General features: G+C 70.8%; 17 protein-coding genes. 11 read left to right on the forward strand and 6 right to left on the reverse strand.

Translation table 11 applies throughout. The features are described from left to right. Window positions 1-20: 20 nt before the first annotated feature. On the reverse strand, window positions 21-4,151 hold the full coding sequence (locus IL992_RS48245) for a LamG-like jellyroll fold domain-containing protein (protein ID WP_193202551.1): 4,131 nt from the start codon (window positions 4,149-4,151) through the stop codon (window positions 21-23). Between the two features lie 410 nt (window positions 4,152-4,561). Between IL992_RS48245 and IL992_RS07430 the strand changes: the two genes are divergently transcribed. Together IL992_RS07430 and IL992_RS07435 are read left to right on the forward strand one after the other, a co-directional pair. Next, window positions 4,562-5,281 (forward strand): HAD family hydrolase, encoded by a 720-nt coding sequence (locus tag IL992_RS07430; RefSeq protein WP_193202684.1) that lies wholly within the window; start codon window positions 4,562-4,564, stop codon window positions 5,279-5,281. A gap of 132 nt (window positions 5,282-5,413) precedes the next feature. Then, on the forward strand, window positions 5,414-7,444 hold the full coding sequence (locus IL992_RS07435) for an HNH endonuclease signature motif containing protein (RefSeq protein WP_193202552.1): 2,031 nt from the start codon (window positions 5,414-5,416) through the stop codon (window positions 7,442-7,444). A 59-nt stretch (window positions 7,445-7,503) separates the two neighbouring features. Here the strand turns inward: IL992_RS07435 and IL992_RS07440 are convergent, their stop codons facing one another. Further along, window positions 7,504-9,051, reverse strand: a complete 1,548-nt coding sequence (locus IL992_RS07440) for a penicillin-binding transpeptidase domain-containing protein (protein ID WP_193202553.1) — start codon at window positions 9,049-9,051, stop codon at window positions 7,504-7,506. A gap of 108 nt (window positions 9,052-9,159) precedes the next feature. Between IL992_RS07440 and IL992_RS07445 the strand changes: the two genes are divergently transcribed. From IL992_RS07445 to IL992_RS07460, 4 genes are all read left to right on the forward strand, one after another. Next, a complete protein-coding gene (locus tag IL992_RS07445) occupies window positions 9,160-10,107 on the forward strand; it encodes a LysR family transcriptional regulator (protein ID WP_193202554.1) in 948 nt (315 codons plus the stop codon). An 8-nt stretch (window positions 10,108-10,115) separates the two neighbouring features. Beyond that, window positions 10,116-10,991: a serine hydrolase gene (locus IL992_RS07450; protein ID WP_193202555.1), complete on the forward strand. Its 876-nt coding sequence runs from the start codon at window positions 10,116-10,118 to the stop codon at window positions 10,989-10,991. A gap of 62 nt (window positions 10,992-11,053) precedes the next feature. Continuing rightward, complete coding sequence (locus tag IL992_RS07455) at window positions 11,054-12,979, forward strand: acetoacetate--CoA ligase (RefSeq protein WP_193202685.1); 1,926 nt, start codon at window positions 11,054-11,056, stop codon at window positions 12,977-12,979. A gap of 68 nt (window positions 12,980-13,047) precedes the next feature. Beyond that, window positions 13,048-14,484, forward strand: coding sequence for an AAA family ATPase (locus IL992_RS07460; RefSeq protein ID WP_193202556.1), 1,437 nt, complete (start codon window positions 13,048-13,050; stop codon window positions 14,482-14,484). 29 nt (window positions 14,485-14,513) lie between these two features. Here IL992_RS07460 and IL992_RS07465 read toward each other — a convergent pair whose 3' ends face one another. Together IL992_RS07465 and IL992_RS07470 are read right to left on the reverse strand one after the other, a co-directional pair. After that, on the reverse strand, window positions 14,514-15,203 hold the full coding sequence (locus IL992_RS07465) for a cyclase family protein (RefSeq protein ID WP_193202557.1): 690 nt from the start codon (window positions 15,201-15,203) through the stop codon (window positions 14,514-14,516). A gap of 4 nt (window positions 15,204-15,207) precedes the next feature. Next, on the reverse strand, window positions 15,208-15,705 hold the full coding sequence (locus IL992_RS07470; protein ID WP_193202558.1) for a winged helix-turn-helix transcriptional regulator: 498 nt from the start codon (window positions 15,703-15,705) through the stop codon (window positions 15,208-15,210). A 98-nt stretch (window positions 15,706-15,803) separates the two neighbouring features. Here IL992_RS07470 and IL992_RS07475 point away from each other — a divergent pair, with 98 nt between their 5' ends. The 3 genes from IL992_RS07475 (at window position 15,804) to IL992_RS07485 (ending at window position 20,529) form a co-directional block, all read left to right on the forward strand. Then, window positions 15,804-16,448: a dihydrofolate reductase family protein gene (locus IL992_RS07475; protein WP_193202559.1), complete on the forward strand. Its 645-nt coding sequence runs from the start codon at window positions 15,804-15,806 to the stop codon at window positions 16,446-16,448. A 21-nt stretch (window positions 16,449-16,469) separates the two neighbouring features. After that, entirely contained in the window at window positions 16,470-17,261 is a 792-nt protein-coding gene (locus IL992_RS07480) for an alpha/beta fold hydrolase (RefSeq protein ID WP_193202560.1), read from the forward strand. A gap of 61 nt (window positions 17,262-17,322) precedes the next feature. Beyond that, window positions 17,323-20,529 carry an ATP-binding protein gene (locus IL992_RS07485; protein ID WP_193202561.1) on the forward strand — a complete coding sequence of 1,069 codons (3,207 nt, stop codon included), beginning with the start codon at window positions 17,323-17,325 and terminating at the stop codon, window positions 20,527-20,529. Between the two features lies 1 nt (window position 20,530). Here IL992_RS07485 and IL992_RS07490 read toward each other — a convergent pair whose 3' ends face one another. Together IL992_RS07490 and IL992_RS07495 are read right to left on the reverse strand one after the other, a co-directional pair. Beyond that, complete coding sequence (locus IL992_RS07490; RefSeq protein WP_193202562.1) at window positions 20,531-21,376, reverse strand: ABC transporter permease; 846 nt, start codon at window positions 21,374-21,376, stop codon at window positions 20,531-20,533. A gap of 76 nt (window positions 21,377-21,452) precedes the next feature. Next, window positions 21,453-22,442: an ATP-binding cassette domain-containing protein gene (locus IL992_RS07495; protein WP_193202563.1), complete on the reverse strand. Its 990-nt coding sequence runs from the start codon at window positions 22,440-22,442 to the stop codon at window positions 21,453-21,455. Window positions 22,443-22,648: 206 nt separating this feature from the next. On the opposite strand from IL992_RS07495, the gene IL992_RS07500 reads away from it, so the two are divergent. Both IL992_RS07500 and IL992_RS07505 read left to right on the forward strand, forming a co-directional pair. Continuing rightward, a complete protein-coding gene (locus IL992_RS07500) occupies window positions 22,649-23,095 on the forward strand; it encodes a DUF2690 domain-containing protein (RefSeq protein WP_193202564.1) in 447 nt (148 codons plus the stop codon). Between the two features lie 4 nt (window positions 23,096-23,099). Continuing rightward, entirely contained in the window at window positions 23,100-26,930 is a 3,831-nt protein-coding gene (locus tag IL992_RS07505) for a GDSL-type esterase/lipase family protein (protein ID WP_193202565.1), read from the forward strand. Window positions 26,931-26,939 lie beyond the last annotated feature (9 nt).

Below are 26,939 nucleotides of genomic sequence, written 5' to 3' on the forward strand. Positions count from 1 at the left end.
GTTCTTACAGGCCCGTGTTCTTACAAGCCCGTGTCCGTGGCCAGTTCGGTGCCGCCGGCCAGCATCTGGATCTGTTCCTCGGTCGCGATCCCCTGGAAGGCCCACACATCGTCGATCACGCCGGGCCAGTACTCGCCCCACGCGCCGTCCGCCTTGGTGCGGCCCAGCTGGAGCCCCTTGCCCGCGTTGAACCCGATCACGTTGTGGCGCCAGGACACCGTGTCCTCGATCTGTTCCAGCTCGCCGTTCACGTAGAGCCGCATCTCGTCCTGGAAGGCGTCGTACACGATCGCCACGTGGTCCCAGTCGAAGCCGGACTGGAAGGCCGAATGCTCGGCGGTCGGCCGGGCCGCGCCGGTCGCGTCCTTGTCCGGCATCTCGATCTGGTAGCCGCCCGCGTTGGCCGGGTCGGCCGGATCGGGCCGATAGCGCAGGGTGAACGCGCTGTTGACCGAGCCCTCCTGGCTGAAGACCGCCGCGGCCCTGGACGGCCGTCCCGCGGTGGTCACCCAGCCCGCGATCGTGAAGCTCTCGTCGGTGCGGACGACCGGGACGGAGGTGGCGGCGTAGTCGCCGTCGCCGTCCAGCACCAGGCCGCCCGGCGGGGTGCCCACCCAGCCGGCTCCCTGGTCGATCCTGGCGTTGCCGTTCAGCGTGACGTGGCGCCCGGACGGGCCGTCGTCGGCGGCGATGGTCAGCGAGGCGCCGGAGGCCAGCGTGGCGATCTCCGAGTCGCTGATGATCTGGTCGTACAGCCGAACGTCGTCGATCTCGCCGGGGAAGAAGGACTTCAGCGTGCCGTACCAGCCGGCGCCGATCTGCACCGGGCCGGTGGCCTTCCACGGCGTGGTGAAGGCCGTCGTGGAGTTGAGCTTGCCGTTGACGTAGAGCCTGATCTGCTTGTTCGCCGCGTCGTACACGCCGGCGAGGTGGGTCCAGACGCCGCCCTCGGGCACGGCCGTGGACTGGGCCCGCGTGATCACGTCGTCGTCGTTGTCGTTGTCGTACCGGTTGAAGATCCACCGGTCGTAGCTGGAGGAGTAGTACAGCTCGAACCCGCTGCGCCGGGAGCCGGCCTGCGTCGCGATGATCGCGGCGTGGGTCGGTTTGGTCGCCGGGAGTTTCGCCCACGCCGACACCGAGAAGCTCTTGGTGGTGTCGGGCAGGACCGGGCCGCCGGTCTTGAGGTAGCCGGTCGTGCCGTCGAGGTGCACGGCCTTGCCGAACCACCCCGCCGCGCCGAACGTGACGCCGCCCTGCGGACCGGCCGGGTAGGCGCCGCCCGCCTCCTCCGCGCGCGGGGCTCCGGCCGCCTCGTCCATCTTCCAGTAGGCGGTGGCGGCCCGTACGGCGGAGGCGGAGTCGTTCAGCTTCCAGCGCGCCGCCACCACGGGGTGCTGGGTGAACAGGTTGCCGACCTCCTCCGGCGTGACGATGCGGTCGAAAAGGCGCACGTCGTCGATCTCGCCGGGGAAGAAGGCGTCGAGCTTGCCGTACCAGCCCGCGCCGATCTGCACGGGGCCGGTGGCGTTCCACGGGGTCGTGTAGGCCGTCGTGGCCTGGAGTTGGCCGTTGACGTACAGCTTGATGTTCTTGGCCACCGCGTCGTACACGCCGACCAGGTGGGTCCATTCGCTGCCCTGCGGCGAGGCGGTGCCGATCGCCCGGGTGATCGTGCCGTCGGTCGTGTCGTTGTTGTAGCGGTTGAAGATCCACCGGTCGTAGCCGGAGGAGTAGTACAGCTCGAAACCGCTGCGCACGCTCCCGATCTGGGTCGCGATGATCCCGGCGTGCGTGGGTTTGGTCGCGGGCAGCCGCGCCCAGGCCGACACCGCGAAGCCGTTGCGCGTGTCGAGCACCGGCCCGGCGGTCTTGGCGTAGCCGTTGGTGCCGTTGGTCTGCATGGCGGTCTTCGACATGCCGTCCACTCCGAGCGTCACCCCGCCGTACACGGTCGCCGGGTACGCGCCCGAGGCGTCGGCCACCTGGGTGGAGTCGATCGGCTCGTCCAGGGCCCACTGGGCCTTGGCCGGGGAGCCCGCCTTCACGCGGAACACGTAGCGCCCGATCTCGCTGGAGTTGCCCGCCGCGTCGAACGCCTTCACCGTGAGGTAGTTCGGCCCGGCGTGGTCGGGCGCGATGTCGATGGTCACCGCCCCGCCCGGGCTGGACGGCTTGCGCTCGTTGGCGGAGGTCGGGTTGGAGTTGATGCCGAACCAGTACTTGACCACGTCGGTCGAGGACGAGGCCGCGGTGAAACGGCCGTAGCGGCCCACGCCGTCATACCAGGGATCGGCCTCGTTCTCCGGGTCCGACTGCGGGTACGCCGTCGACGACAGCGTGGGAGCCGCCGGCACGCTCTTGTCGTAGGTGAAGTAGCACGCGGTGGCGTCGCCCGCGTAGCTCCACGGGCTGTACTGGTAGCCGTCCCAGGTGCGGACGTACCAGTTGATGGTCTTCTTCTCGGGAATCGACGCCGGCAGCGTGACCTGGAAGGTCGAGCCGGTGGTCTTCGGGCCGATCTTGCCCGACGACCACTTCTGCGCGCCGTCCCAGGTCGCGCCGAACTCGGCGTACACCTTCTTGGCGTCGGCGGAGTCGGCGTCGTACAGGACCGCCGAGATGGTGGGGGGCACGCGCACGGCGGGGGCGGGGGAGTAGACGCAGGTGCCGCCGGGGTTCATCGACAGGTCCGACATCTTCGGCTGTGGCGGCGGGGTGTTGTAGTTGACCCGCAGGTAGGCGTCGTCGGCGAACCGCTTCCAGCCGTAGGCGTCGGTCTCGTAGCCCGCGCGCAGGCCGAACGTCGTGGTCGACCACTTGCCGGCCGAGGCGTCCTTGACCGCCTTCGTCGCATTGAACTCGACGTCGCCCGCCGGGCAGCTGGACGACCAGCCCTTGGCCACGTCACGGGTGTCGAGGTGCTCCAGCCAGTTGTCGGAGGTGGAGTTCCACGTCGAGCTCTCGACGAACCCCTTGGTCCGCCACAGCTGCACCGTCCGGCCGTCGCAGGAGTACGACCAGGTCTCCTTGGCCACGAAGTCGGCCGAGATGATGTACTTTCCGGCGTACGCGCTGGTCGGCATGCGGTAGAAGATGCGCTTGACGTCGGACGGCGCGCACTTGGAGTCGCCCGAGCACAGACCCAGGCCCGAGTCGGCCTTGCCCCCGAACTTGTAGTACGACGTGCTGGGGTAGGTGCGCGACACGTAGGCCCAGGCCGACGCCTTGACCGTCTTCCACACCGGGTCGATGTAGACGGGATAGCGGGTGTCGGGCGCGTCGAGCAGCGCTTTGTCGGGAGTGAGGGTGAGGTTCCCGCCCTCCACGGCCGCGTTCAGACCGGCGACCTTCGAGGTGTCGGAGGGGCCGCGCTCCAGCGGGGCCGAGGTCGCCGCCTTCAGCGCGGGAGCCGGGGTGCCGGAGTCCCACATGACCGCCGCGGGCGCCTCGAACAGCGCTCCGCCGCCCGCGGCGTCGACCGCCTCGACGGCGCCGCCCTCCTTCGTCCGCACGCCGACACCGGGGCCGCCCAGTCCGAGCGAGAGCCGGGCCAGCGCGTTGTTCGCCGCGGCCTCCCTGGTCTTGACGACGAGAGTGTGGGAGAAGCCGTCCACGTCGGCCCGTACGACGAGGTCCACATCTTTCATGACGTCGTGGTAGACGGCCGAGTCGCCCCGCAGTTCGGGTTCGGGCAGCCCTCCGGGCCACTTCAGCGACAGCTCGCGGCCGGCCCTGGCGACGCGGGCCAGTGGTGCGTCGCCGCCGCCGGACAGCGACAGCCCGACGGTGCTCGCCCGTGGCCCGATCGAGCCGTCCGGCAGCCTGACCAGCGTGGTGTCGGGGGCGACCCAGGAGTCGCCCTGCCGCACCCGCACAGGGCGCAGATGCTCGACCGTGGTGAAGGTGCCGTCGGGGTTGGCGTAGGTCTCCCGGTCCTCGCCGCGCTTGGCCAGCACCTCGACGGGGCGGCCGGTCTCGCGGGCGGCCCGCCCGGCGGCCTCGTCGGTCGGCGCTCCTTCCCCCGGCTCCTGAGGATCGGCCTGCGCGGCGCGGGGAGCGGCGTACGCCGCGCTCCCACCCTCGTCGGTTACGGTCAGGCCGATCGCGAGGACCGCGGCCAGCACTGTAGAACCCAGCTTTCGGTACACGACGTCCGCCTCATTCTGGACAGGGTGGGACGAGAGCTAAGAACCGCGCGGAAAGTGCAAAAAACGTTTACTGATCATTAAGAGAACCGCCGGTGACATGTCTTGTCAATATCTTGTTTGCGGTGTGGTGGACGGTTACGATCCCCGCGCCGCAGGCGGTGAGGAAGGGGGGTTCGGACCGAATCCGCAGCAATTTGCGGACGCTCCCCATGCCGTACGGGCCGGGTTCCGGCCATGGCGGCTGTCGGGGTAATGGATGCCGGGGGGAGCGCTGGGGCGGATTTCGGCCGGTACCTCGTCCCGCGTGCCAACCCGTGCCTGCGACTTGTCGAGGCGTCGTGGATGCGGCGGGTGCCCCGCGTGGGCCGTACGCTGAGCACGATCCACACCGCACCCCCACGGAGGCCGCGATCAACCGCCTCGTTCTCTGGAACATCGACCTGACGCTCGTCGACGTCGCCATCGTGACCCGCGACGCCTACGCGGACGCGTTCCGGATGGTGACAGGGCGACCGCTGGTGAAACTCGCACCGGCGCTCGGCCGGCCCGACTCGGAGATCATCTTCGAGACGCTGGCCGTCAACGGCATCGCGGTCGAGGACTACCACCTGCCCAGGTTCGTCGACGCGCTGGCCGTCAGCTTCGCGGAGCGGCGCGGCCGGCTGGCCAAGGACGGCCGAGCGATGCCCGGCGCCAAGGACGCGCTCAAGGCCGTGTCCCGCCTCGACGGCGTCGCGCAGTCGGTGCTCACCGGCACCATCAAGAGCAACGCCGTGCACAAGCTCAAGGCGTTCGGGCTGGACAAGTGGATCGACGTCGAGGTGGGCGGCTACGGCGAAGAGGTCTATCCGAAGGCCACGCTGCTGCAGGTGGCGCAGGGACGGGCCAAGGCCCGTTACGGCGCCGCTTTCACCGCCGGCAACACCGTCCTGATCGGCGACTCCACACGCGACGTCCAGGCGGCGAAGATCGGCGGCGCGGCCATGATCGGTGTGGCCTCGGGCCGGTCCACGGCCGCCGAATTGCGCGAGGCGGGCGCCGACATCGTGCTGTCCGACCTGTCCAACCCCTCCGAAGTCGTCGCGGCCGTCGCCCGCCTGACCACCCCGGCCGACCGTACGACGCCCTGACCCCGCAGGGGGTACGGGCCTGCGGTCGTAAATGCCGTAGATATCGCCCTTTTCTCGGTTTCCGCTGGTTGCCGCCTGCAGAGATGGGTGAAAGAATTCATATAAGTTTTCGAATTCTTTGAGGAGGGTGTGATGGATCTGTTCGACTCGGATTCTGTCCACCCTCGTCGTTCGAATAAAGCCGACGTCGGCTGGTGGGATCCGTTGATCTGCGGTTCGCCGTTGTGGTCGTCCGAGGGCTCGGCCGCCCGCGAGCATTTTCCGATCATCGACTCCGAGTTGCGGCGGCACGCGAGCCAGGACGGCCGCGACGACGCGCCCGGCACCGGCGGTGTAGATAACAGCTCGGGTGTGGATGCCGCCGGTGCGGGTGATCGCCGAGTTCGGTCGTCGTGGGTGTTGGTGGGTTCTGTTCGTGAGTCGGTGCAGGCGTTGGCGCTGGCGCCGCTTCCCGATGATGTGGACATCTGCGTGGCCGAGGCGGAGGAGTTGATGGTCGCGCGGGATCGGATCACCTCCGCGTTGGCGGATCGGGTGGGGCGGGTGCATGGGGCGGGGTGGGCCAAGCGGCATGGGCATGCCTCCACCCGTAGTTGGCTGCGCAGCGCCGGGGGGATGGGCGTGGCGGGTGCGGGCCGTTTGTTGACTGTGGCGGTGGAGTTGGCGCGTCTGCCGCGGGTGCGGGAGAAGTTCGCCGCCGGGCAGTTGGCGGCGGGGGTGGTGGAGGCGATCTGCGCCGCCACCGCCCAGTTGAACGATGAGCAGGCCCGCCTGGCCGAGCCGATCCTGGTGGAGTTGGCGGGCAAGGCGGGTGCGGCGGAGGTGGCCAAAGCCGGCCGCTACCTGCGCGCGGTGCTCGACCCTGATGGGGAAGACCGCGACGAGCAGGCCGACTACGGGCGGCGGTTCCTGCGGGTGCGCCCGGCCTGGGGTGGCGGGCTGGAGGGGGAGTTCTACCTGCCCCGCGAGGCGGCCGCCCGGTTGCGCGCGTTGCTGGATGCTTATGCCAAGCTGCGGGCGGAGGGTGATGACCGGCCGCAGCGGGTGCGTAATGCGGATGCGTTCATCGCGCTGCTGGAGCAGAAGATCGCCACAGAGCTCCTGGTCCTGGTCAACGCCGAATCCCTCCCCACGGACGACACCGACACCGCCCCCACCGACCGCCCCGAAGACGCCGCAGACACCCAGGCCGCCGAGGGCGCCGAGGATGGCCGGGACGGCGAGGACGTGAGCGCCCCTGGTGAAACGGGCGAGGCCGAGGTCACCGGCGACTGCGCCTTCGGCGATGCCGAGAGCAGTAACGACGCCTGCGATGCGAGCACCGTCCCTGCCGAGGACGACGACACCGCGCCCGCCGCAGGGGACGAGGACGGTGACCGTGTTGCAGTCAGCACTGGAGCCACACGCGCCAGGTGCACGTCCGCATGGCCCGCACGTGGCGGCAGCGGGCATTCGCACACAGCACATCCGCACACAGCGCGACCGGACCCTCCTCCCGAGGACGCACCTGGACATCACACTCACGCCGGGCATCGGCCTGCGGGGGACTGCCGGCATGGGCAGGCCACGCCTGGAGGTCACGGCCACGAGCAGCGAGGATACGGCGAGGGCGGATACGAGTGTGGCGGGGGAGCGCGGTGCTCGTCGGCAGCACCGGGGACGCCGAGACCGGAGCCGGAGACGCCACCGGGTACAGCGCCAGGGACGCCACCAGGAGCGTCACCGGGGGCACTGCCGGGGGCGTTGCTGGGGACGGCGCCGGGGTTGTTGCTGGCGACCGGGCAGATGCTGCCCATCACCAGCGTGCACCGCCTCGCCCGCACCTCCACCCTGGTGCGCCTGGTGATGGATGCCGACGGGCAGGTGCTGGACATGGGCCGCAAGGTCCGCCTGGCCACCCCCGCCCAACGCCGGGCCGTCTTCGCCCGCTACGCCACCTGCTGGATCGACGGCTGCCCACTCCCGGCCACGATGTGCCAGATCGACCACGCCGACAACTGGAGCGCGGGCGGCCTGACCGACCTGAAACTCCTCGGACCCGCCTGCCAGTTCCACAACCGCGACCGCTACCGCCACCCCGACCGCTACACCCGCCACAAGGTCGGCACCGACTGCTGGGCCTTCACCTACCACTCAACCCGCAACAGGCGACTGCGAGAGTGAGGCGGCCGGCGGCGCGATGGGCGAGATCACAGTGCTGCCAGGTCACAGTGCTGTGAGAATCACAGAGCTTGGAGGAAGCGGGCCGCGACGGGGGCCGCCACCTGCGCTCCGGTGCCGCCGCCCTCGACCACGACGGCGAAGGCCAGGTCGCCCTTGTAGCCGATGAACCAGGAGTGCGTAGGAGGGTTCTTGCCGTTCTCCGCCGAGCCGTACTCGGCTGTGCCGGTCTTGCCGGCCGTACCGGAGGGGAAGGAGATGCCGCTCGCGGTGCCCTCGCTGACGACGGCCGGCATGAGGCGGCGCAGCGCGGACACCACTGCGGGCTCCAGCGCGCGCGGGGGCGTGCCGCCCTCCGGGACGAGCGAGGCCGGAACCAGCCGGGGCTGCCGCCAGGTTCCCGCGGCGATGGCGCCCGCGACCGCGGCCATGTTCAGCGGGCTGGCCAGGACGCGCCCCTGGCCGATGGCGGCGGACGCGAGGTCGGTGTCGTCATGCGGCGCGGGGAAGGCGGCGTCCACGGCGGGCACCCCGATCTTGATGCTGGCGCCGAAACCGAAGTCGGCGGCCACCTTGGACAGGCGGTCAGCGCCGAGGCGCCGCACGGCCATGTCGCCGAACGTCGTGTTGCACGAGTGCGCGAAGGCGTCGACGAAGCGCAGCGTGCCATAGTCGTGGAATTCGGCGTTGTGGAACGGGAAGCCGCCAATCGTCTTCTCGGCCGGGCACTCGACGGTCTGGCCGGGCGTGACGCCACCGGCGACCAGGGCCGAGGCGGTCACGATCTTGAAGGTCGAGCCGGGCGGGTACGTGCCGAGCAGGGCGCGGTTGTAGCCGCCCGGCTTGTTGACCACCGCGAGGACCTCCCCCGTGGACGGGCGCAGCGCGACGAGCGAGGCGGGCTTGTCCACGCCCTCCAGTGCCTGCGCCCCCGCCCGGTGCACCTGCAGGTCGAGGGTGGTCGTCAGCGGCTTGCCGGGCTTCGATCCGCCCTCGGCGAGCGTGCCGACCTTCGACCCCGTACGGCTGTCGACCAGGTCGGCCCGTGCGGAGGTGGTGCCGGTCAGGCGGGAGGCGTACTGTTCGCGCAGCCCCTCGACGATCTGCTGCACGGAGCCGGGCGTGTCCGGCGTGTCGATGCGGGTGCCGTCGGCGGCGGTGATCGGGGCGCGCTCGGCGGGCACGGTGGTGAGCTTGGCCCGGATACCGTCGGTCATTCGAGGGTGGATGGCCGTCGGCGTCCACGCCACCTTCCAGGCGCGGTCGCGCTCGACCAGGCGGAGCCTCCCGTCGTACGCGATGGGCAGTGGGCCGGTCAGCCGGGCCCGGAACCGCACGGTGTCGTCCTGGACGCTCGTCAACTGGAATCGCTGCCCGGTGAGCTTCAGGTCGTCGTGGAAGCGGCGGTACGTGCTTTCGAAGCCGGCAGGCGGGTCGGCGGCGAGCGTGCGCATCGCCGCGTAGTCCGAGCGCGACCAGGCCGCGAGGAAGTCCCGCGCGGTCTCCTCGGGCGATCCCTTCGTCCGCAGTGCCCACACCGTGACCCCCGCGGCCACCACCGGCACGAGCACCGCCGCCGTGACGTACGGCCAGCGCCTTCGCCCTCGCATGCGTCCCCCTTCGAGTCGAGTGCACGCCAAGAGCAGCAGACCAGCCGGGAGTATGTCCAATATGGATATCAACGCGCTTCATGTGCGATTCGGATATGCTCCCAGCTCGTGGACTTGGTCCGGCATCTCGGCTACTTCCTGGTTGTGACCGAAGAGCTGCATTTCGGGAACGCGGCCGCGCGACTGGGGATGGCCCAGCCGCCGCTGAGCCAGCGCATCAGGCGTCTGGAGGAGGAGCTGGGCGTGCGCCTGTTCGAGCGGTCGAGCCGCCGGGTGGCGCTGACCGAGGCGGGACGGCTGCTGGTGCCCGAGGCCCGCGAGATCGTCGCCAGGGCCGAGCGGATGCGTGACCTCATGTCCGACCTGGCGCGCGGCGACGCGGCGGTCGTGCGGGCGGGCGTCCCCGCCGACCTCGGCGCCGCCGTGCTCGCCGCGCTCATCGCGGGGTTTCGCGACCGCCGCCCCGACGTACGGCTGTCGCTGACCGAGATGGGCACGGCCGCGCAGGTCGCGGCGTTGCTGGAGGGCAGGCTCGACGTCGGGCTGCTGCGCCATCCGGTCGCGGCGAACGGGCTCGCGTACGGCCCGGTGCTCGTCCGGCATCCGGGCGTCCTGCTGGCCGAGGGCGACGAGCTGACCGAATGGGCGACCGTGCACCTCGGCGACCTGGCCGGGCGAGACCTGGTGCTGTTCCCCCGGGACGCCGAGCCCGGCCTGTACGACGACACCCTGGCCTCGTGCCGTCGCGGGGGCTTCGTCCCCACCGAGATCATCTGCACCGACCGGGCGGAGTTCGCCCTCGGCCTGGTGCTGTCCGGCACGGCCGTCGCGTTCGGCGCTCCCGCCGAGGTGCCGGGGGTGGTGTGGCGGCCCCTCGCGGGCACGCCCCTGGCCTGGCGCTGCTCCCCGGCCTGGCGGACCGAGCCGGGGCCGTACGTGCGAGACTTCACGGCCGTGGCCGTACAGGTGCTGAAAGAGAACGCCGGCATGGTGGACGAAGGCGTGCCGCCCGCGCCGCGCGTGGCGCCGCGCCCCGCGACCGGGTTCCTCGCGTGAGCCCCGGCGTGAATCCTGTGGAGCGGGTGTTCCGCAACGCCGGTGTCACCGGGTGGCTGCATGCCGTCGACATCGACGACGGGCGCGAGGTGGGCCTGCGGGCCGACGAGCCGGTGGTGCTCGCGTCGGTCTTCAAGGTGCCCCTGCTGCTGGAACTGCACCGCCAGGCCGAGCGCGGGCTGCTCGACCTCACCGAACGTGTCGGTGTGCCGGCGGCGGACCGTACGGCTGGGGGCACCGGGCTGGCGGCGATGCTGGACGACGCCACGCTGTCGCTGCGCGACCTGGCGTACCTGATGATGGCGGTGAGCGACAACACCGCGGCCGACGTGCTGCTCTCCCGGGTGGGCCGGGAGGCGGTCAACACGCTGCTCGACGGCCTCGGACTGACGGCGACGCGGGTGGTGCAGAACTGCCGCGACATGCTCACCAGCCTGTGGGTGGACGCGGGCGTGGCGGAGCAGTCGGACGTGACCCAGGCGTGCACCGACCCAGAGGTGGTGGCGCGGCTGCGTGCGCTCGATCCGGCGCTGGGCAACCGGAGCACGCCGCGAGAGATGACCCGGCTGCTGGCCTTGATCTGGCGTGACGAGGCGGCGGGCGCCGCCTCCTGCGCGGCGATCCGCCGCCTCATGGCCCTGCAGGTGTGGCCGCACCGGTTGGCCTCGGGGTTCCCGTTCGACGACGTCGCGGTGAGCGGCAAGACGGGCACGTTGCCCACGCTCCGCAACGAGGTCGGGGTGGTCGAGTATCCCGACGGCGGGCGCTACGCCGTGGCCGTGTTCACCCGGTCGCTCAGCACCGCGCAGAACCAGCCGCGGGCCGACGCCGCGATCGGGGCCGCCGCCCGGGTCGCGATCGACCAGCTCAGAACCCACATATGACAGACCCTTTCTATGTGGGCGGGGAGGGTGACATGCGGCTCAAGCGTGGCAAAGATGGGGGCATGGTCGAGGAAGGCGCTCTGCTCTGGGAACCCACGCCCGACGTCGTACGTGCGGCCCGGATCACCCGTTACATGGAACGACTGGGCCGTACGGGGGACTACGAGGACGTGTGGAAGTGGTCGGTCGAGTCTCCGGCCGACTTCTGGACGTCTATATGGGACTACTTCGGTGTGGTCGGTACACGTGGCGACGGGCCCGTCATCCAGGGAACGATGCCGGACGCCGAATGGTTCGCGGGATCGGCCCTGAATTACGCCGAGAACGCGCTGCGCGGCCACCCCGGCCGGACGGCGGTGATTTTCCGCAACGAATCGGGCAGCCGCTGGCAGTACTCGCTCGGCGAGCTCCGTGAGGAGGTCGCCCGCGTCAGGGCGGGGCTCGTGCGGCTGGGTGTCGGGCGTGGTGACCGGGTCGCCGCCTACGTCCCGAACATCCCCGAGGCCCTCATCGCCTTCCTGGCCACCGCCTCGCTGGGGGCGATCTGGTCCTCCTGCTCGCCCGACTTCGGCGCGCCCAGCGTGACCGACCGGTTCGCGCAGATCGAGCCGAAGGTGCTGGTCGCGGTGGACGGCTACCGCTACGGCGGCAAGGCGTACGACCGGTCGGAGGTGGTGCGCGAGATCGCCGGGAAGCTGCCGACGCTGCAGGCCACCGTCTGGATCCCCGCGCTCGGCGCCGACGCGCCCGACGACGCCCCCGATGCCGCGCTGAGCTGGGACGACCTGCGCGCCGAGACCGCGCCGCTGGAGTTCGAGCGAGTGCCGTTCGGCCATCCGCTGTGGGTGCTGTACTCGTCGGGCACCACCGGCCTGCCCAAGCCCATCGTCCACGGTCACGGCGGGATCGTGCTGGAGCACCTCAAGTCGCTGTCCTTCCACCAGGACCTCGGCGAGGGCGATGTGTTCTTCTGGTACACCACGACCGGCTGGATGATGTGGAACTACCTCATCGGCGGCCTGCTGGTCGGGTCCACGGTCCTGCTGTACGACGGCAGCGCGGCCCACCCCGACACCGGCGCCCTGTGGCGGCTCGCCGCAGAGGAGGGCGTGACGTACTTCGGCACCGGCGCGCCGTACATCCTGGCGTCGATGAAGGCCGGGGTGAAGCCGCAGGGGCTCGACCGGCTGCGCGGGATCGGCTCGACCGGCTCGCCGCTGCCGCCCGAGGGGTTCGCCTGGGTCTATTCGGACGTGAAGCCCGACGTGCAGCTCGGCTCGTTCTCCGGCGGCACCGACGTGTGCACCGGGTTCGTCGGCGCGGTGCCGCTGCTGCCGATCCGGGCCGGCGTGATCCCGTGCCGCTGCCTCGGCGCGTCCGTCGAGTCCTTCGACCCCGCGGGCGCCTCGATCGTGGGCGAGGTGGGGGAGCTCGTCATCACCCGGCCCATGCCGTCCATGCCGGTCATGTTCTGGAACGACCCCTCGGGCGATCGCTACCGCGAGTCGTACTTCGCCGACTACCCGGGCGTCTGGCGGCACGGCGACTGGATCAAGATCCTCCCCGACGGCGGGTGCGTCATCTACGGCCGCTCCGACTCGACCCTGAACCGCGGCGGCGTACGGATGGGCACCAGCGAGTTCTACCGTGTCGTGGAGCGCTTCGAGGAGATCGCCGACAGCCTCGTCATCGACACCGGGCAGCTCGGCCAGGAGGGCAGGCTGCTGCTGTTCGTCACCCTGGCCGACGGCGCGTCTCTCTCCGACGAGCTGACGTCCCACCTGCGTACGGCCCTGCGCACCGAGCTGTCGCCCCGGCATGTGCCCGACGAGATCCACGTGGTCCCCGGCATCCCGAGGACGCTGTCGGGCAAGAAGCTGGAGGTCCCCGTACGGAAGATCCTGCTCGGCACCCCGGTCGAGAAGGCCGCCAACCCCGACGCCATGGCCAACCCCGAGGTCCTCACCCACTTCGCGCCGCAGCAGTAGGACGGCGGTGTGTATAAGTACACTTCTTAGAAGTCGACTTCTAAGAAGTGTACTTATAAGGGGATCTCATGAAGCCTGCTCACATCTTCGATCGAGATCGCGAGTGGGCCGCCCTCAGGGACTTCGCGGAGGCGCATGACCCGGAGATGAGACTGGCGGTGGTGAGCGGCCGCCGCCGGCAGGGGAAGACGTTCCTCCTGCAGGCCCTCACCGACGTGTTCGGCGGCTTCTACTTCGTCGCCGTCGAGTCGACCTCGGCGGACGCCCTGCGCCAGTTCGGCACGGCCGTGGCGACCTATCTCGGCGTGCCGGGCACTTTGGCGTTCGCGAACTGGGACGAGGCCATCATCTATCTGCTGGACCGCTGCAGTGACCGGTTGATCGTCCTCGACGAGTTTCCGTACCTGGTGAAGGCCGATCCATCGATCCCCTCGATCCTGCAGCGGGAGCTTGACGCGCGGGTCGCGCATCGTGGCACCGGCAGCCGGGTGCGTCTGGTGCTCGCCGGGTCCGCCATGTCGGTGATGGGCAGGCTCCTCGCCGGGCAGGCGCCGCTGCGCGGGCGGGCATCGCTTGACCTGGTGGTGCAGCCGTTCGATTACCGTCTGGCCCGGCGGTTCTGGGGAATCGAGGATCCGCGGCTTGCGCTTCAGGTGAACGCCATCGTGGGCGGAACGCCGGCCTACAGAACCCGCTTCGTGGGCAACGAGGCCCCCGGCGACGATCTCGGCGACTGGGTCATCCGGCGGGTGCTCAGCCCTGACACGCCTCTCTTCCGTGAGGCCCGATACCTGTTGACGAACGAAATGGAGATCCGGGACGAGGCCCTCTATCACGCGGTCCTCGGAGCGATCGCCGCCGGGAACAACACGCGCGGTGGCATCGCGGGGCACATGGAGCGCAAGGCGACGGACATCGCCCATCCGCTTGCCGTACTCGAGGACTGTCAGCTCATCCGCAAGGAGATCGACCCGGTACGGAAGCGCTCGCTCTACCGGGTCGCGGAGCCGCTCGTGACGTTCTACGAGGCGATCATGCGGCCGGCGTGGAGTCAGTTGGAGCGGGGGTGGGCCGACCGGGTGTGGCAAGCGGCCCGGCCGAGATTCACGTCGCAAGTGGTGGGCCCGCACTTCGAGCATGTGTGCCGGGAGTTCGCGCTCGCGCACGACTGGGGCGGCGAGTTCGCCGCCGAGGTCGCGGCGGGGATCGCCCCTGGCAGTGGCAAGGGGCAGAACATCGAGGTCGACGTGATCGCCCTCGCGGCTCAGGACAACCACACGCGCCGGCTCCTGTCGGTGGGAGAGGCGAAGTGGTCTGAGATCATGAACGTAGGCCACCTGAGGCGCCTGGAGCAGGCAAGAGACCAACTGCACACGCGGGGGCTCGACACCCGCGACACGGTGCTCGCCCTCTACAGCGGCGCAGGTTTCGACGCCGCCCTCACCGACGCCGCCGCATCTGACCCCCGGGTGCTCCTGGTCGACCTGCCCATGCTGTACGGCTGAGCCTGACGTTCGGGTCGCGTATGGAGCGATCAGAAGACGAGGGCGTACGCGCGGACGGGGAAGGTGCCCATGCCGGACACGGCGACGGGTGCCGCGTGGAGCCGGAACCCGGTGTGCGGCAGCCGTTCCAGTCCGCACATGTGCTCGATGATCGGAATGCCCGCGATGAGCAGAGCGGTATGGGCCGGGCGAAGTCCGTCCGCCATGTCGTCGATGTTGACACTGTCGATGCCGACGACGGCCGGTTGCCGCTCGGCGAGCAGGGCGGCCGCGTCCGCCGTCAGGAAGGGATGCCGCGGGTCGCCGTAGGCCGGGCTGCCCCAGTGCCTGTCCCAGCCCGTACGCAGCAGGACCGCGCGCCCCCGGACGTCATGGCCTTCGAACGCGTCGACGCCGATGCCTCGCCGGGGGGAGTCGGAGACGTCGATCAGCAGACCGGGGACGTCGACCAGCCGGGACAGGTCGATCTGGGCAAGGTCCTCGCCCTCCGCGAGCCGGTGGAACGGTGCGTCGAGGTACGTGCCGGTGTTCGCCACCATCGTGATGCGGCCGATCTGGAACTCGGTGCCCGGAGCGTACCGGCCGCGGGAATCTTCGCGCGTCAGGTAGTCGGTGATCTCCGGTGCGGGCAAACCGGGATAGGTGACCATGCCGTGCCGGACCACGTGACTGAGTTCGACGACGCGGGCGCGCGGGTGCTGCTGATCCTCAAACATCATGTGGTCAGGATGACGTAGCCAGGACGCGTTCGTACGCCTCCTGGAGCAGTCGGGACGCGCGCGGGCGGTCGGGGTCCGGACGGGGGATGCCCAGGTGGGTCTCGCGCAGCTCGTCCATCAGGTTCTCCCAGAGGGGCGGGCCGCCTTCCTCCAGCAGCCGCGCCCGGATGCTCAGCTCCGGCGTCGTCGGACGGTGCCGCAGGCCCCAGGAGCCGAGCGCGACCATGACCGGAACCGTCTGGATGCCCGCCTCGGTGAGGCTGTAGGTGCCCCGTCGTCCCCGCCCCGCGTCCTCGTGGGTCAGCAGGCCTCCGGCGACGAGGGACTTGAGGCGGCTGCTGAGGATGTTCGACGCGATCCCCTCCTCCGAGTTGGCGAGTAGATCACGGAAGTGCCGGCGCCCGCCGAAGATCACGTCGCGCAGGACGATGAGGCTCCACCTGTCTCCGAGCGCCTCCACCGCCGCGTTGATCGCGCACCCCGACCGCGGCTCGTCTCGCATGCAAGACCTCCAACTGATTGCGTTTTGCCACCACCTAGTCTACGCTTATTCCCAGTAGTTGCAATCCGCAATCACTGGCCGGAAACAGGAGATCAGCCATGTCTCGCGTCAGGGTGCACAACTTCTCCGTCTCCCTGGACGGCTTCGCCACGGGCGAGGGTCAGAGTCTCGACGAGCCGTTCGGCCATGCGGGCGGACGACTCCACGAGTGGTTCTTCGAGACCCAGATCTTCCGCGAGATGCTCGGGAAGAAGGGTGGCAGCATGGGGGTCGACAACGCCGTGGCCCGCACATGGAACGAGGGCATCGGCGCGGAGATCATGGGCCGCAACAAGTTCGGTCATCAGCGCGGCCCGTGGGAGAACCACGACTGGACCGGATGGTGGGGGCCGAACCCGCCGTTCCACACGCCGGTCTTCGTCCTGACCCATCACCCCCGGCCCTCGGTGGAGATGGAGGGGGGCACCACGTTCCACTTCATCGACGCCACCCCGGAGGAGGCGCTGCGTCAGGCCCGCGAGGCCGCGGGCGATCTCGACGTGCGCATCGGCGGCGGGCCGAGCACCGTCCGGCAGTTCCTGGCCGCCGACCTGATCGACCACATGCACATCGCCGTCGTCCCGATCATCCTGGGCCGCGGCGAACGCCTGTGGGACGGGCTCGAAGGGCTCGAGAAGCGTTTCCGGATCGAGTCGGTGACCACCCCGAGTGGCGTCACCCACATGACCTTCACACGACGCTAGCCCCCTGAAAGGCTGACAGACATGACCGAGAACATCACGTCCAAGGACGGCACGACCCTCGCCGTCGACACGATCGGCCAGGGTGTGCCGGTGATCCTCGTCGGGGGCGCGTTCAACGACCGCTCGACCGTGGCCGGGCTCGGCGCCGAACTCGCGTCGGCGTTCACCGTCGTGACCTACGACCGGCGCGGCCGGGTGGGCAGCGACGACAAGAGCGACGACTACCAGGTCGCGAACGAGATCGACGACCTGGCGGCCGTCATCGAGCACGTGGGCGGCCGGGCCTCGGTGTTCGGGCACTCCTCGGGCGCCGTCCTCGTGCTGGAGGGGGCCATGCGCGGGCTGCCGATCGACCGGGTGGCCGTCTACGAGCCGCCGTACTGCGCCGACGAGAACCAGCCGAGGCCGGCGGCCGACGTCTACGACCGGCTCAAGGCCCTGGTGGCCGCCGGCGACCGCGACGGCGCGGTGGAGTTGTTCCTCCACGAGGCGGTCGGGGTCCCGGCCGAGGCGATCGCCGGGATGAAGGCCGGGGAGGAATGGGCGTTCCTGGCCGACAAGGCGCCCAGCCTGCCGTACGACGTGCTGGTCAGCGCGCCCTGGCGGGTGATGCCGTTCGACCGGCTCGCCGCGATCGGCGTGCCGGTGCTGGCGGTGTACGGCGACCAGACCGCGCCGAACCTGGCGGAGGGGACGAAGGCCGTCGCGGCGACCGTGCCCGGCGCCGAACTTCTGGTGATGCCCGGAGAGGACCACGGGGTGCTGCAGCGGCCGGCGGCGCTGGCGCAGATCCTTACGAAGTTCTTCGGCTGAGCCGTATGCCCGCTCCGGACGCCCGGAAATTGTCGGAGCGGGCGGATACCTTCGAGTCGGCATGCGGATCGACGGCGCGACCACTGAACTGATCGGCACCGGGCTGATCGGCACTGGGCTGATCGGCAGGGAGCACCCTGCCGCGATGCTGCGCGCCGAGATCGAACGGGCGGTCGGCAGCCACGGCGGCCTGACGCTGGTCGCCGGCGAGGCCGGCATCGGCAAGACCACGCTCGTCACCAGCGCGGCTGAGGAGGCCAGGCGTCTGGGCGCGCTGGTCCTCAGCGGATCGTGCTGGGACTCCGACAGCGCCCCGGGCTACTGGCCATGGGTGCAGATCCTGCGCGGGCTGCGGCGGTGCGCCGCGCCCGGGGAGTGGGCGGCGGCCGAGGAGGCGGCGGGCGCCGAACTGGCCGCGCTGCTCGGCGAGTCGCCGAACGCCGACGTGGCCGAGGGCTTCCGGCTGTACGACGCGGTGACGAGCGCCCTGGTGGCGGTCTCGCAGAGCCGTCCCCTGGTGGTGGTGCTCGAAGACCTGCACTGGGCGGACGCCGCGTCGCTCAGGCTGCTGGAGTTCGCGGCCCAGCACACCTGGTTCGAGCGGGTGCTGATGGTGGGCACCTACCGCGACGTGGAGGTGGAGTCGGCGGACCATCCGCTGCGGCCCCTCGTGCTGCCGCTGGTCGCGCGGGCGACGACGGTCCCCCTGACCGGGCTCGAACGCGAGGAGGTCGCCGCGCTGATGACCCGCGCCGCCGGCCGGAACCCGTCCGCCGACCTTGTCACAGAAGTGCACCGGCGCACCGGCGGCAACCCCTTCTTCGTCGAGCAGACGGCGCGGCTGTGGCGCAGCGGCGGTTCCGTCACCACGATCGCTCCCGGTGTCCGCGACACCCTGCTGCGCCGGCTGTCCCTGCTGCCCGCGCCGGTCGTGGACCTTCTCGTCACCGCCGCGGTGCTCGGGCGTGAGTTCCATCGCCAGGTGCTGGCCGCCGTCGCCGCTGCTCCCGTTCTGCAGGTGGAACGGCTGCTCGACCAGGCGGTGGCCGCCCGGCTCGTGGTAGCACGGGGTGCGGAGGCGCAGGGCGGAGAGACGTTCGCGTTCGCGCACGACCTGGTCCGCCAGACGCTCTACGAGTCTCTCGACGAGAAGGCGGCATCCCGGCGGCACGCCGCGGTCGTCGAGGCCGTCGACCGGTCGCCCGGCCTCGCCGAGCACGTGCTCCCCGCCGACGTGGCCCGGCACGCCTACCTCGCCGGTGACCACGTCGAGCCGGCTCGCGCGGTGGACCGGCTGCTCGCCGCGGCTCGCGGCGCCGCCGCTCGCCTGGCCTTCGAGGAGGCGCTCGGGCACTATCGCAGGGCGCTCGAACTGGCCGCCGTCGCCGGAGAGCCGCGCCGGCGCGTCGTGATCGCACTCGAACTCGGCCGCGAGCTCTACCACGGGGACGACCCCGACGGCGGCCGGCGTGCGTTCGAGGAGGCGGCCGTCGTCGCACGGGAGGCCGGCGAGCCCGAGTTGGTCGCGCGGGTGGCGCTGTCCGTCTACGCGGCCTGCGGCGGCGACGGCGGCCCGTTGGGCGCCGACCTGCTGCGGGAGGCACACGGCGAGCTGGTCCGGGACGGCCGGCCCCCCGACAAGGAGCTCTCCCTCGACCACCTCGCCCGGGAGCTGGCCATCCACGTGGCGCTGCTCGCCCGGCGCGGCGAGGACGACGAGGCGCTGGCCTTCAGCCTGTGGGTCTTCCACGACGCCATCTGGGGCCTGGGCACCGCACCGGAGAGGGTGGCGCTCACCGGAGAGCTGCTGACTTTGGCCCGCCGCACGGGCGACGTGGAGATGGAGAGCATCGCCGCCGCATTGCGCTGGGTGGCTCTGCTGGAGCAGGGCGATCCCGCCTATCTCGGCCAGTTCCGTGAGTTCGTCGCGCTCGGCGGCCGCACCGACCTGCCGCGCATCGACATGGCCACGGCCAGCGACCGCAGCATCATCGCCGCGTTCACGGGAGACTTCGGCCAGGCGGAGACCCTGCTCGACGAGCTCGCCGGGTTCGAGCACGGGCACGACCACTTCGCGTACATGCTGGACCACCACCGCTGGGCGGTGCGGATGCTCCAGGGCCGCGACGACGACCTGGACGACATCCACCGTGCGCTGCGCAGGAGCCGGCACCCCTGTCCGGGCCTGCTGGAGGCCATGACCGCGCTGCGGAGAGGTGACGGCGCGACCGCGCTGCGCCACCTGCGCGACACCATGGCCAGAGGCGAGCCGCGGCGCTCGATACAGCCCCTGTGGCTGCGGTTCCAGGCCATGGTCGCCGCGTGGTCGCGCGACCCGGAGCTGTGCGAGAAGGCGAGGGCCGAGCTCGACCCCTACCTCGGCAACTGGGCGGTCTCGATGTACGGCTGGGACATCGGCGGCCCGGTGATCCTCCTGCGCGCTCTCGTCGACGCGGCGCAGGAACGCTGGGACGAGGCGATCGACGGGTTCACGGCCGCCTGGCACTCCGCCGATCTGCTCCACGCCCGCCCGTGGTCCGTCGAGGCGCGGGCCCATCTCGGCGAGGCGCTGCTGCGGAGGGGCCGCCCGGGCGACGCGGATGAGGCCGGGAAGCTGCTTGACGACGTGGAGGGCGAAGCGGGCCGGCTCGGCATGGGGCACATCGTGGAGCACGTCCGCCGGGTGCGTCTCAGGGAACGCGCGCCCGTGCATGGCCGCTCCGGAGCCGAGTTCCGGCGGGACGGCGCGGTCTGGACCCTGGGATTCGGCGGCCACACCGTTCACCTGCCTGATGCCAAGGGTCTGCGCGACCTCCACTGCCTGCTGAGCCACCCCGGGGCCGACCTGCCCGCCGTACGGCTGCTCGACCCGGAGGGCGGGGAGCTCGTCGTCGCCGCCCGGAGGATGGGCGGCGACGCGGTCCTCGACGAGGAGGCCAAGACGCGATACCGGCGCCGGCTCGCCCTGCTCGACGAGGAGATCGACCGGGCGGCCGAGCGGGGAGACGACGGCCGGGCGGCGGAGTTCGACAGGGAGCGGGCGGCCCTGCTGGCCGAGCTGCGCTCCGCGTCGGGGCTCGGCGGGCGCGACCGCCGCCTCGGCGACGAGGCGGAGCGCGCCCGCAAGGCGGTCACCGCCCGCATCCGTGACGTGCTGCGCAAGCTCGACCGGCTTCATCCCGCGATGGCCGCCCATCTGCGCGCCGCCGTCTCCACCGGCGCCACCTGCCGCTACCAGCCCGAGCATGAGGTCACCTGGCGCCTTTGACCTATTTGCGGTTGTAGAGGCGCATGGTCAGCGCGCCGAAGACCACGATCGACACCGCGCCGCAGACCAGCACCCAGGTGATCTCCCCGGTGTCCGCGCTGCCCGCCATCAGGGAACGCGCCGCGGTGACCAGGTGGGAGATGGGATTCACGCCGACGAACGCCTGCAACCAGCCCGGCATGGTCTGCGGGTCCACGTAGACGTTGCTGAGGAAGGTGAGCGGGAACAGCACCAGCATGCTGACGCCCATCACCGACTTCTCGCTGCGCAGCAGCAGCCCGAACATCGTCCAGACCCACGAGAACGCGAACGAGAAGGCCACCAGCAGCGCGATCGCGGCCAGCACGCCGACGACCCCGCCCTGCGGGCGGAAGCCCAGCACCAGCCCGACCACGAGGATGACCGTCGCCGCCATCGTGTAGCGGAACGCGTCGCCGAGCAGGTAGCCGACCATGGTCGACGGCCGCCAGATCGGCAGCGTACGGAAGCGGTCGAACACGCCCTTCTCGATGTCCTTGTTGACCTCGACCCCGGTGTACATCGTGATCATCACGACGCTCGTCACCATGATGCCCGGCAGCAGGAACTGCAGATACTCCGTCGGCGAGCCCGCCAGCGCGCCGCCGAACAGGTAGGTGAACATCAACGTCATCATGATCGGGAACGCGGTGACGTCGAACAGCTGCTCGGGCACATGCTTGATCTTCAGCATCGCCCGCCAGCCGAACGTCAGCGAGGCCGACAGGGCGCTGGGGCGCGGCGGGCGTGCCCCGGGATCCAGCACCGCCCCCAGCGTGTCGGCCGCGGGGACGAAGGACGTGCCGGTCTCGGTGGTCGTGGCGCTCATGCGACCCCCTCGCCTAGTGGCTCGGGGGCGCATTCGCGCAGCGCCCTGTGCTTATCGCTTCGCTCGCTTCGCTCGCTCATGCCGCCGTCTCCTCCATTTCCTTTTCTCTGTCGGTGAGGGCCAGGAAGACTTCGTCGAGGCTGGGCTGGCCGAGGGAGAAGTCGTCCACGACGATGCCCGACGCGGCCAGCGCCGCGAGGGCGCGCGAGGCCCGCTCCGCACCGGCGTCCGCGTCCTCTCCGGGGATGCGGGCGGTGAGGGCCACGGGATCGGCCTCCAGGTGGACCTGGGTGTTCAGCTCCTTGGCCAGCACCCGCTCGGCCTCGGGCCGTTGCGCGGCGTCTCGCAGCCGTACGTGCACCGACCCCGAGCCGACCGACGACTTGAGCTCGCCCGGCGTGCCCTCGGCGATGACCCTGCCGTGGTCGATGACCGCGATGCGCCCGGCCAGCCGGTCGGCCTCGTCCAGATACTGCGTGGTGAGCAGCACGGTCGTGCCGTGGGCGACCACGATCCTGACGATGTCCCAGACCTGGTTGCGGCTGCGCGGGTCGAGGCCGGTCGTGGGCTCGTCCAGGAACAACAGGTCGGGCGTGTTGAGGATGCTGGCCGCGATGTCCAGCCTCCTGCGCATGCCGCCCGAGTAGTTCTTGACCTGCCGGCCGGCGGCCTCGGTCAGCCCGAACGCCTCAAGCAGCCGCATGGCCCTGTCCTTGGCGGCGGCCTTCCGGTGGCCCAGCAGCCTGCCGAGCAGGACCAGGTTCTCCATTCCGGTCATCTCCTCGTCCACCGAGGCGTACTGGCCCGTCAGGCTCACCCGGCTGCGTACGGCGTCGGGCTCGCGCAGCACGTCGTGGCCGAACACTCTGGCCTCGCCGCCGTCCGGGCGCAGCAGGGTCGCCAGCATCTTGACCGCGGTGGTCTTCCCCGCCCCGTTGGGGCCGAGCACGCCGTACACCGTGCCCGCGGGCACCGTGAGGTCGAGCCCGTCCACCGCGCGGTTCTTGCCGAATGTCTTGACCAGACCCGACGTCTCTATTGCCAGCCCTGTTGTCCGGTCCTGCATGATCTGTCGTCTCCGTTCCGTTCAGCCGTTCACGGAAGAGGCGCCAGATCCGCGGAAGGCACCCGCTAGATCCGATCTAGCGGCGGAGGACGGAAAGGCTGGTCAGTGATTGATGCGCGCTTGTCTCGCATCAACGCACCGGCCCCATCAACCTCTCGAATGCCTACAAATGGCGTGGTTCCTGTTCGCGATGGAGGGAAGACCACGTGACCACATCACGCACGCCACGCCTCGCCGGGCGGCTCCTGCTCCTGGCGTCGTTGCTGCCCGCCGTGCTGGCCGTCGCCCCGCCCGCCCAGGCGGCGGCGACGTGCTCCGGATCCGGCTGTAACGGCAAGGACCCCCAGACCTACGGGTGCTATTCCGACGCCAAGCCACTGGCCTCGCTGTCACTCAACCACGGCACCTCCACCATGACGCTCTTCTACTCCAGAAAGTGCACGGCCAACTGGGCGCGGATCACCACACCCAGCTTCAGTCTCGGCGCGAACATCTGGGTGGAGAACGCCCTGGGCGACAGCTACTCCACCGGCAGCGTCGAATACGGATACAGCGATACGCACATGGTCAACGGCGAGCCCATCGCGCGCGCCTGCGCGGTGGACAACTCCGGATACCCCCCCTCCCACCCCGGCTGCACCGGCTGGTTCTGACGCCGTGCATCCCTGGAGACACCGCTGGAGACACCGCTGGAGACACCGTGCGGCAGCCCTGGCCGCCGCACTCGGCCTGTCGCTGGCCGCCACCGCGGCCCCCACCCACGCCGCCGAAACTCTGGCCGCCCCGGCCATCGGAAGCACGATCGTGCCCGATGGAGACGAGATCGTGTTCGGAGACGGAGACACCTCCGGCTACCACCTGTACGCCGCGGGCCCGGCGGACGGCTGGACGTGGCACGCCCTGGCGAGCATCCAGCCCGGCGTGGGTGAGGACGAACGCTGGATCGGGCAGCAGTGCCTCACCGGCGACGGCCGCTGGGTGGTCGCCGTCGTCGCGCCGTGGAGCGCGGCCAACTCCGAGGCGGGCATGGGCGCCGGAGGCTTGGCGTACGCCGTGGACGCGCACACCGGCGCGGTCCGGCCCCTCGCCTCCGGCGTCTCGCTCGCGTACTTCAACCCGGGGTGCGGTGCGGGCGGCGAGGTGGCGCTCACGAGCTATCCGGGGCGTGACCAGCGCCCAACCCGGATCGGCGTGCTGGACGTGGCCAGCGGACGGCAGACCCGGTCGGCCGTCGTGCGAGCCGAGATCACCTCGGCCGTGCCGGCCGGCGACCGCATCGTCGGGGTGCGCGGTGCCGATCTGGTCGACGTCACCGGCGGCCGGACCACGGTGCTGCGGCGGTTCCCCGGGCGGGTGACCGACGTGATCCCGTCCGCGGCCGGAGGCGTGGACCTGATCACGCACACTGGTGCGGCCGGCGAGGTCTGGCGGTGGACTCCCGGCGGCGCCCGGCGGGTGGCCAGCGGCGGGTCGCTCGGCCTGCACCTGCGCAACGGCCGGGCCGGCCGCACGGTGGTGTCCGGGGCCGGGCACCTGGACGCCGGCTCCGGGCTGGTCGCCGCCCCCGCCGCCGAGAACCCGACGGCCTCCGGCCCGTCGGCCCGCAGACTGCCCGCGCCGCGCCCGGTGCCCGCCACCGCCCTGCCGGAACTGCGGCTGGACGGCGCCGCCACCGTCCGGGCGCTCACAACGGGCGGCGGCTACGCCTGTGCGGTGCCGCGCAACGACATGTTCAAGCAGGTGTGGCAGCCGACCGCAGCACAGGTGCGCTGGGCGGTCAACCAGGCCGTCCAGCATGCGCTGAAGCCCGGGCTCGCCTCCGCGAGACCGGCGAACCCCGAGATGTACACCGACGTCAATGGGCAGCCGCTCGCCACCGGATACCCGAGTGAGGACTTCCTTCCGATCGACGGCGCGCCGGCCGTGCCGCCCCTGGTGCTGTACGGCATCCTCGCCCAGGAGTCCAACTTCAGCCAGGCGAGCTGGCACGCCCTGCCGGGCCGATCGGCGAACCCGCTGATCGCGGATTACTACGGCATCGGCGGCACGGGCACGGCCGTCGACTACTCGAAGGCCGACTGCGGGTATGGCATCGCCCAGATCACCGACGGCATGCGGCTGGAGGACGCCGAACCCGGGGACCGGAAGGTCCGGGTGGCGGTCGACTACGCCACGAACATCGCGGCTGCCGTGACCATCCTGCAGGAGAAGTGGGTGCAGCTGCACGACCTCGGCATGACGACGAACAACGACGATCCCACGAAGGTGGAGAACTGGTACGGCGCCATCTGGGCGTACAACTCGGGCGTGCACACCGACCCCGGCGAGCGCAACGGGCTGGGCTGGTTCAACAACCCCGCCAACCCGATCTATCCCGTCCGGTCGACCTTCCTGCACAACGGAGCCACCGAGGCGTACGGCGACGCGAGCACGCCCGCCCACTGGCCCTACCAGGAGCGGGTCTTCGGCTGGATCGACGTGCCGCAGTATGGTCCGGACAACGAGCGGCGCTATCACGGCTCCTACGACTGGGACGACACGGCGAATCCCGGCCGGTTCCTGAACACTCCCGGCGCCGACGCCTTCTGCGATCCGGCCGTCAACCACTGCGATCCCCGTCTGGCGCTCGACCAGTCCGGCGACCCCTGCCCGTCCGAGGACGCCGCGTGCTGGTGGGACAGACCCCTCAACTGGGCGAACTGCGCCCTCGCCTGCACCACGTCCACGCCGGGCGACGCGCCCAACGGGCACGTCGAATACGCGCAACCCGGCACGCCCGAGCCGCACGTGACGCCCGATCCGGCGACCTGTTCACTCACGGGATCGGTCAGCCCGGGAGCGAACGCGATCGTCGTCGACGACTCCGCCCTCGACAGCGAGAAGAACCGCGCCCGGCTGACCCCCAACCTGATGGGCTGCGGCAGTCACGCCTCCGGCGTCGTCGCCCCGGCCTCGGCGGGCGCCACGTTCACACTGCTCGGGCCGGACGGGGAGGACGTGCCGGCCACGCCGTCGAGCGTGCCGGCCATCGATCTCCACCAGATCGGCGGCGGCGTGGGCGGGCACGTCTTCTTCACCCACACAGCGGGGCCGGCGTACGAGGACACGGAGGTGCGGGGCCGGTGGGCGGCGACCCTTTCCGCCGACACCACCTACGGCACCGTCTACCAGGTGAAGGCCTTCGTGCCTGACCTCGCGGCGGCGACCGGCCACGCGACGTACGAGATCGACACCGGCGGCTACGCGGGGGCCGTGAACAACACGCGGGCGCTGCGGCGCACCATCGACCAGGGGCGGCACACGAACGAGTGGGTGCCGCTCGGCTACTACCTGTGCGGCGGCACGGCGGACAACAGCCCGGGCGGCCCGCCGTCCTGCCGGATGACCGTCACCCTGCGCTCGATCACTCCAGAGGGCGACCGCACCCAGGGAGTCGACGTGGCCTTCGACGCGGTCGCCTTCGTGCCCGTCCCGGCCGGAGCGTACGTCGCTCTGGGCGACTCCTACTCCTCCGGAGAGGGACTCGGCGGCGGGGACAACCAGTCCCCGGCGGGCTGGGAGGAGGGCACGGACGTGACCCAGAACGTCCCCGGCGACACCGGCGACCTGTGCCATCGCGGCGGCCACTCCTGGCCGCGCCAGGTCGCGGCGCGTATGAACCGGCTCGCCTTCGTCGACCTGACCTGCTCGGGATCCAACCTCGGCGACGTCGCCGGCATCGGCTACCACATGCAGGAGAGGATCGAGGGGTCGTGGATCCCGGGGGTCTACACGGCCCGTTTCCTGGGTGACGGGCGGCTGCACGCATCGGCCGGCGACGGCGGCGACTGGATGACGAACATCCCCAACAACGACCAGGCCGGCTCCGCGTTCTACGGCGAGCCGAGCAGTCAGCTCCAGCTGCTCCGCGCGCTGCGACCCGCGCTGGTCACCCTCACGGTGGGCGGCAACGACGTGGGGTTCGTGGACATCCTCAACACCTGCATGCACGCGCCGCCCGACTGCCTGGAGGTCTACGGCGCGGGTACCGGGCACGACCTGCTCGACGCCCGGATCGACAGCCTGGGCGACTTCCTCCCCGAGGCGTACCAGGACATCGCGAACGCGGCGGGCGGTGCGGACAAGGTCTACGTCGTGACCTATCCCGGCATCTTCGCTCCGGGCGACCCGAACGATCCGGCGGCGTCCGACTGCACCGGTTTCCTAGGCGCTCAGCGGACGTGGCTCAGGCCGAAGGTGACCCGGCTCGCCGGCGTGATCAAGGCGTCGGCCGCCGAAGCCCACGTGCATGTGATCGACGTCAGCGGGCTGTTCGCCGGCCACGAAGCCTGCGCGCCGGATGGATATGTCACCCTTCCGAACGTCTTCTACGTGAACTCCTGGCCCGCCGTCGACAACTGGTTCCACCCCAACCGGGCCGGTTACGACGCCCTGAGCAGGGAGGTGGCGAGCCATGTCACCATGACATCTGTCGTGGGCGGGTCGTGACAGATGGCG

It is taken from the genome of Microbispora sitophila, from assembly GCF_014892245.1.
GTDB classification, from domain to species: domain Bacteria; phylum Actinomycetota; class Actinomycetes; order Streptosporangiales; family Streptosporangiaceae; genus Microbispora; species Microbispora siamensis.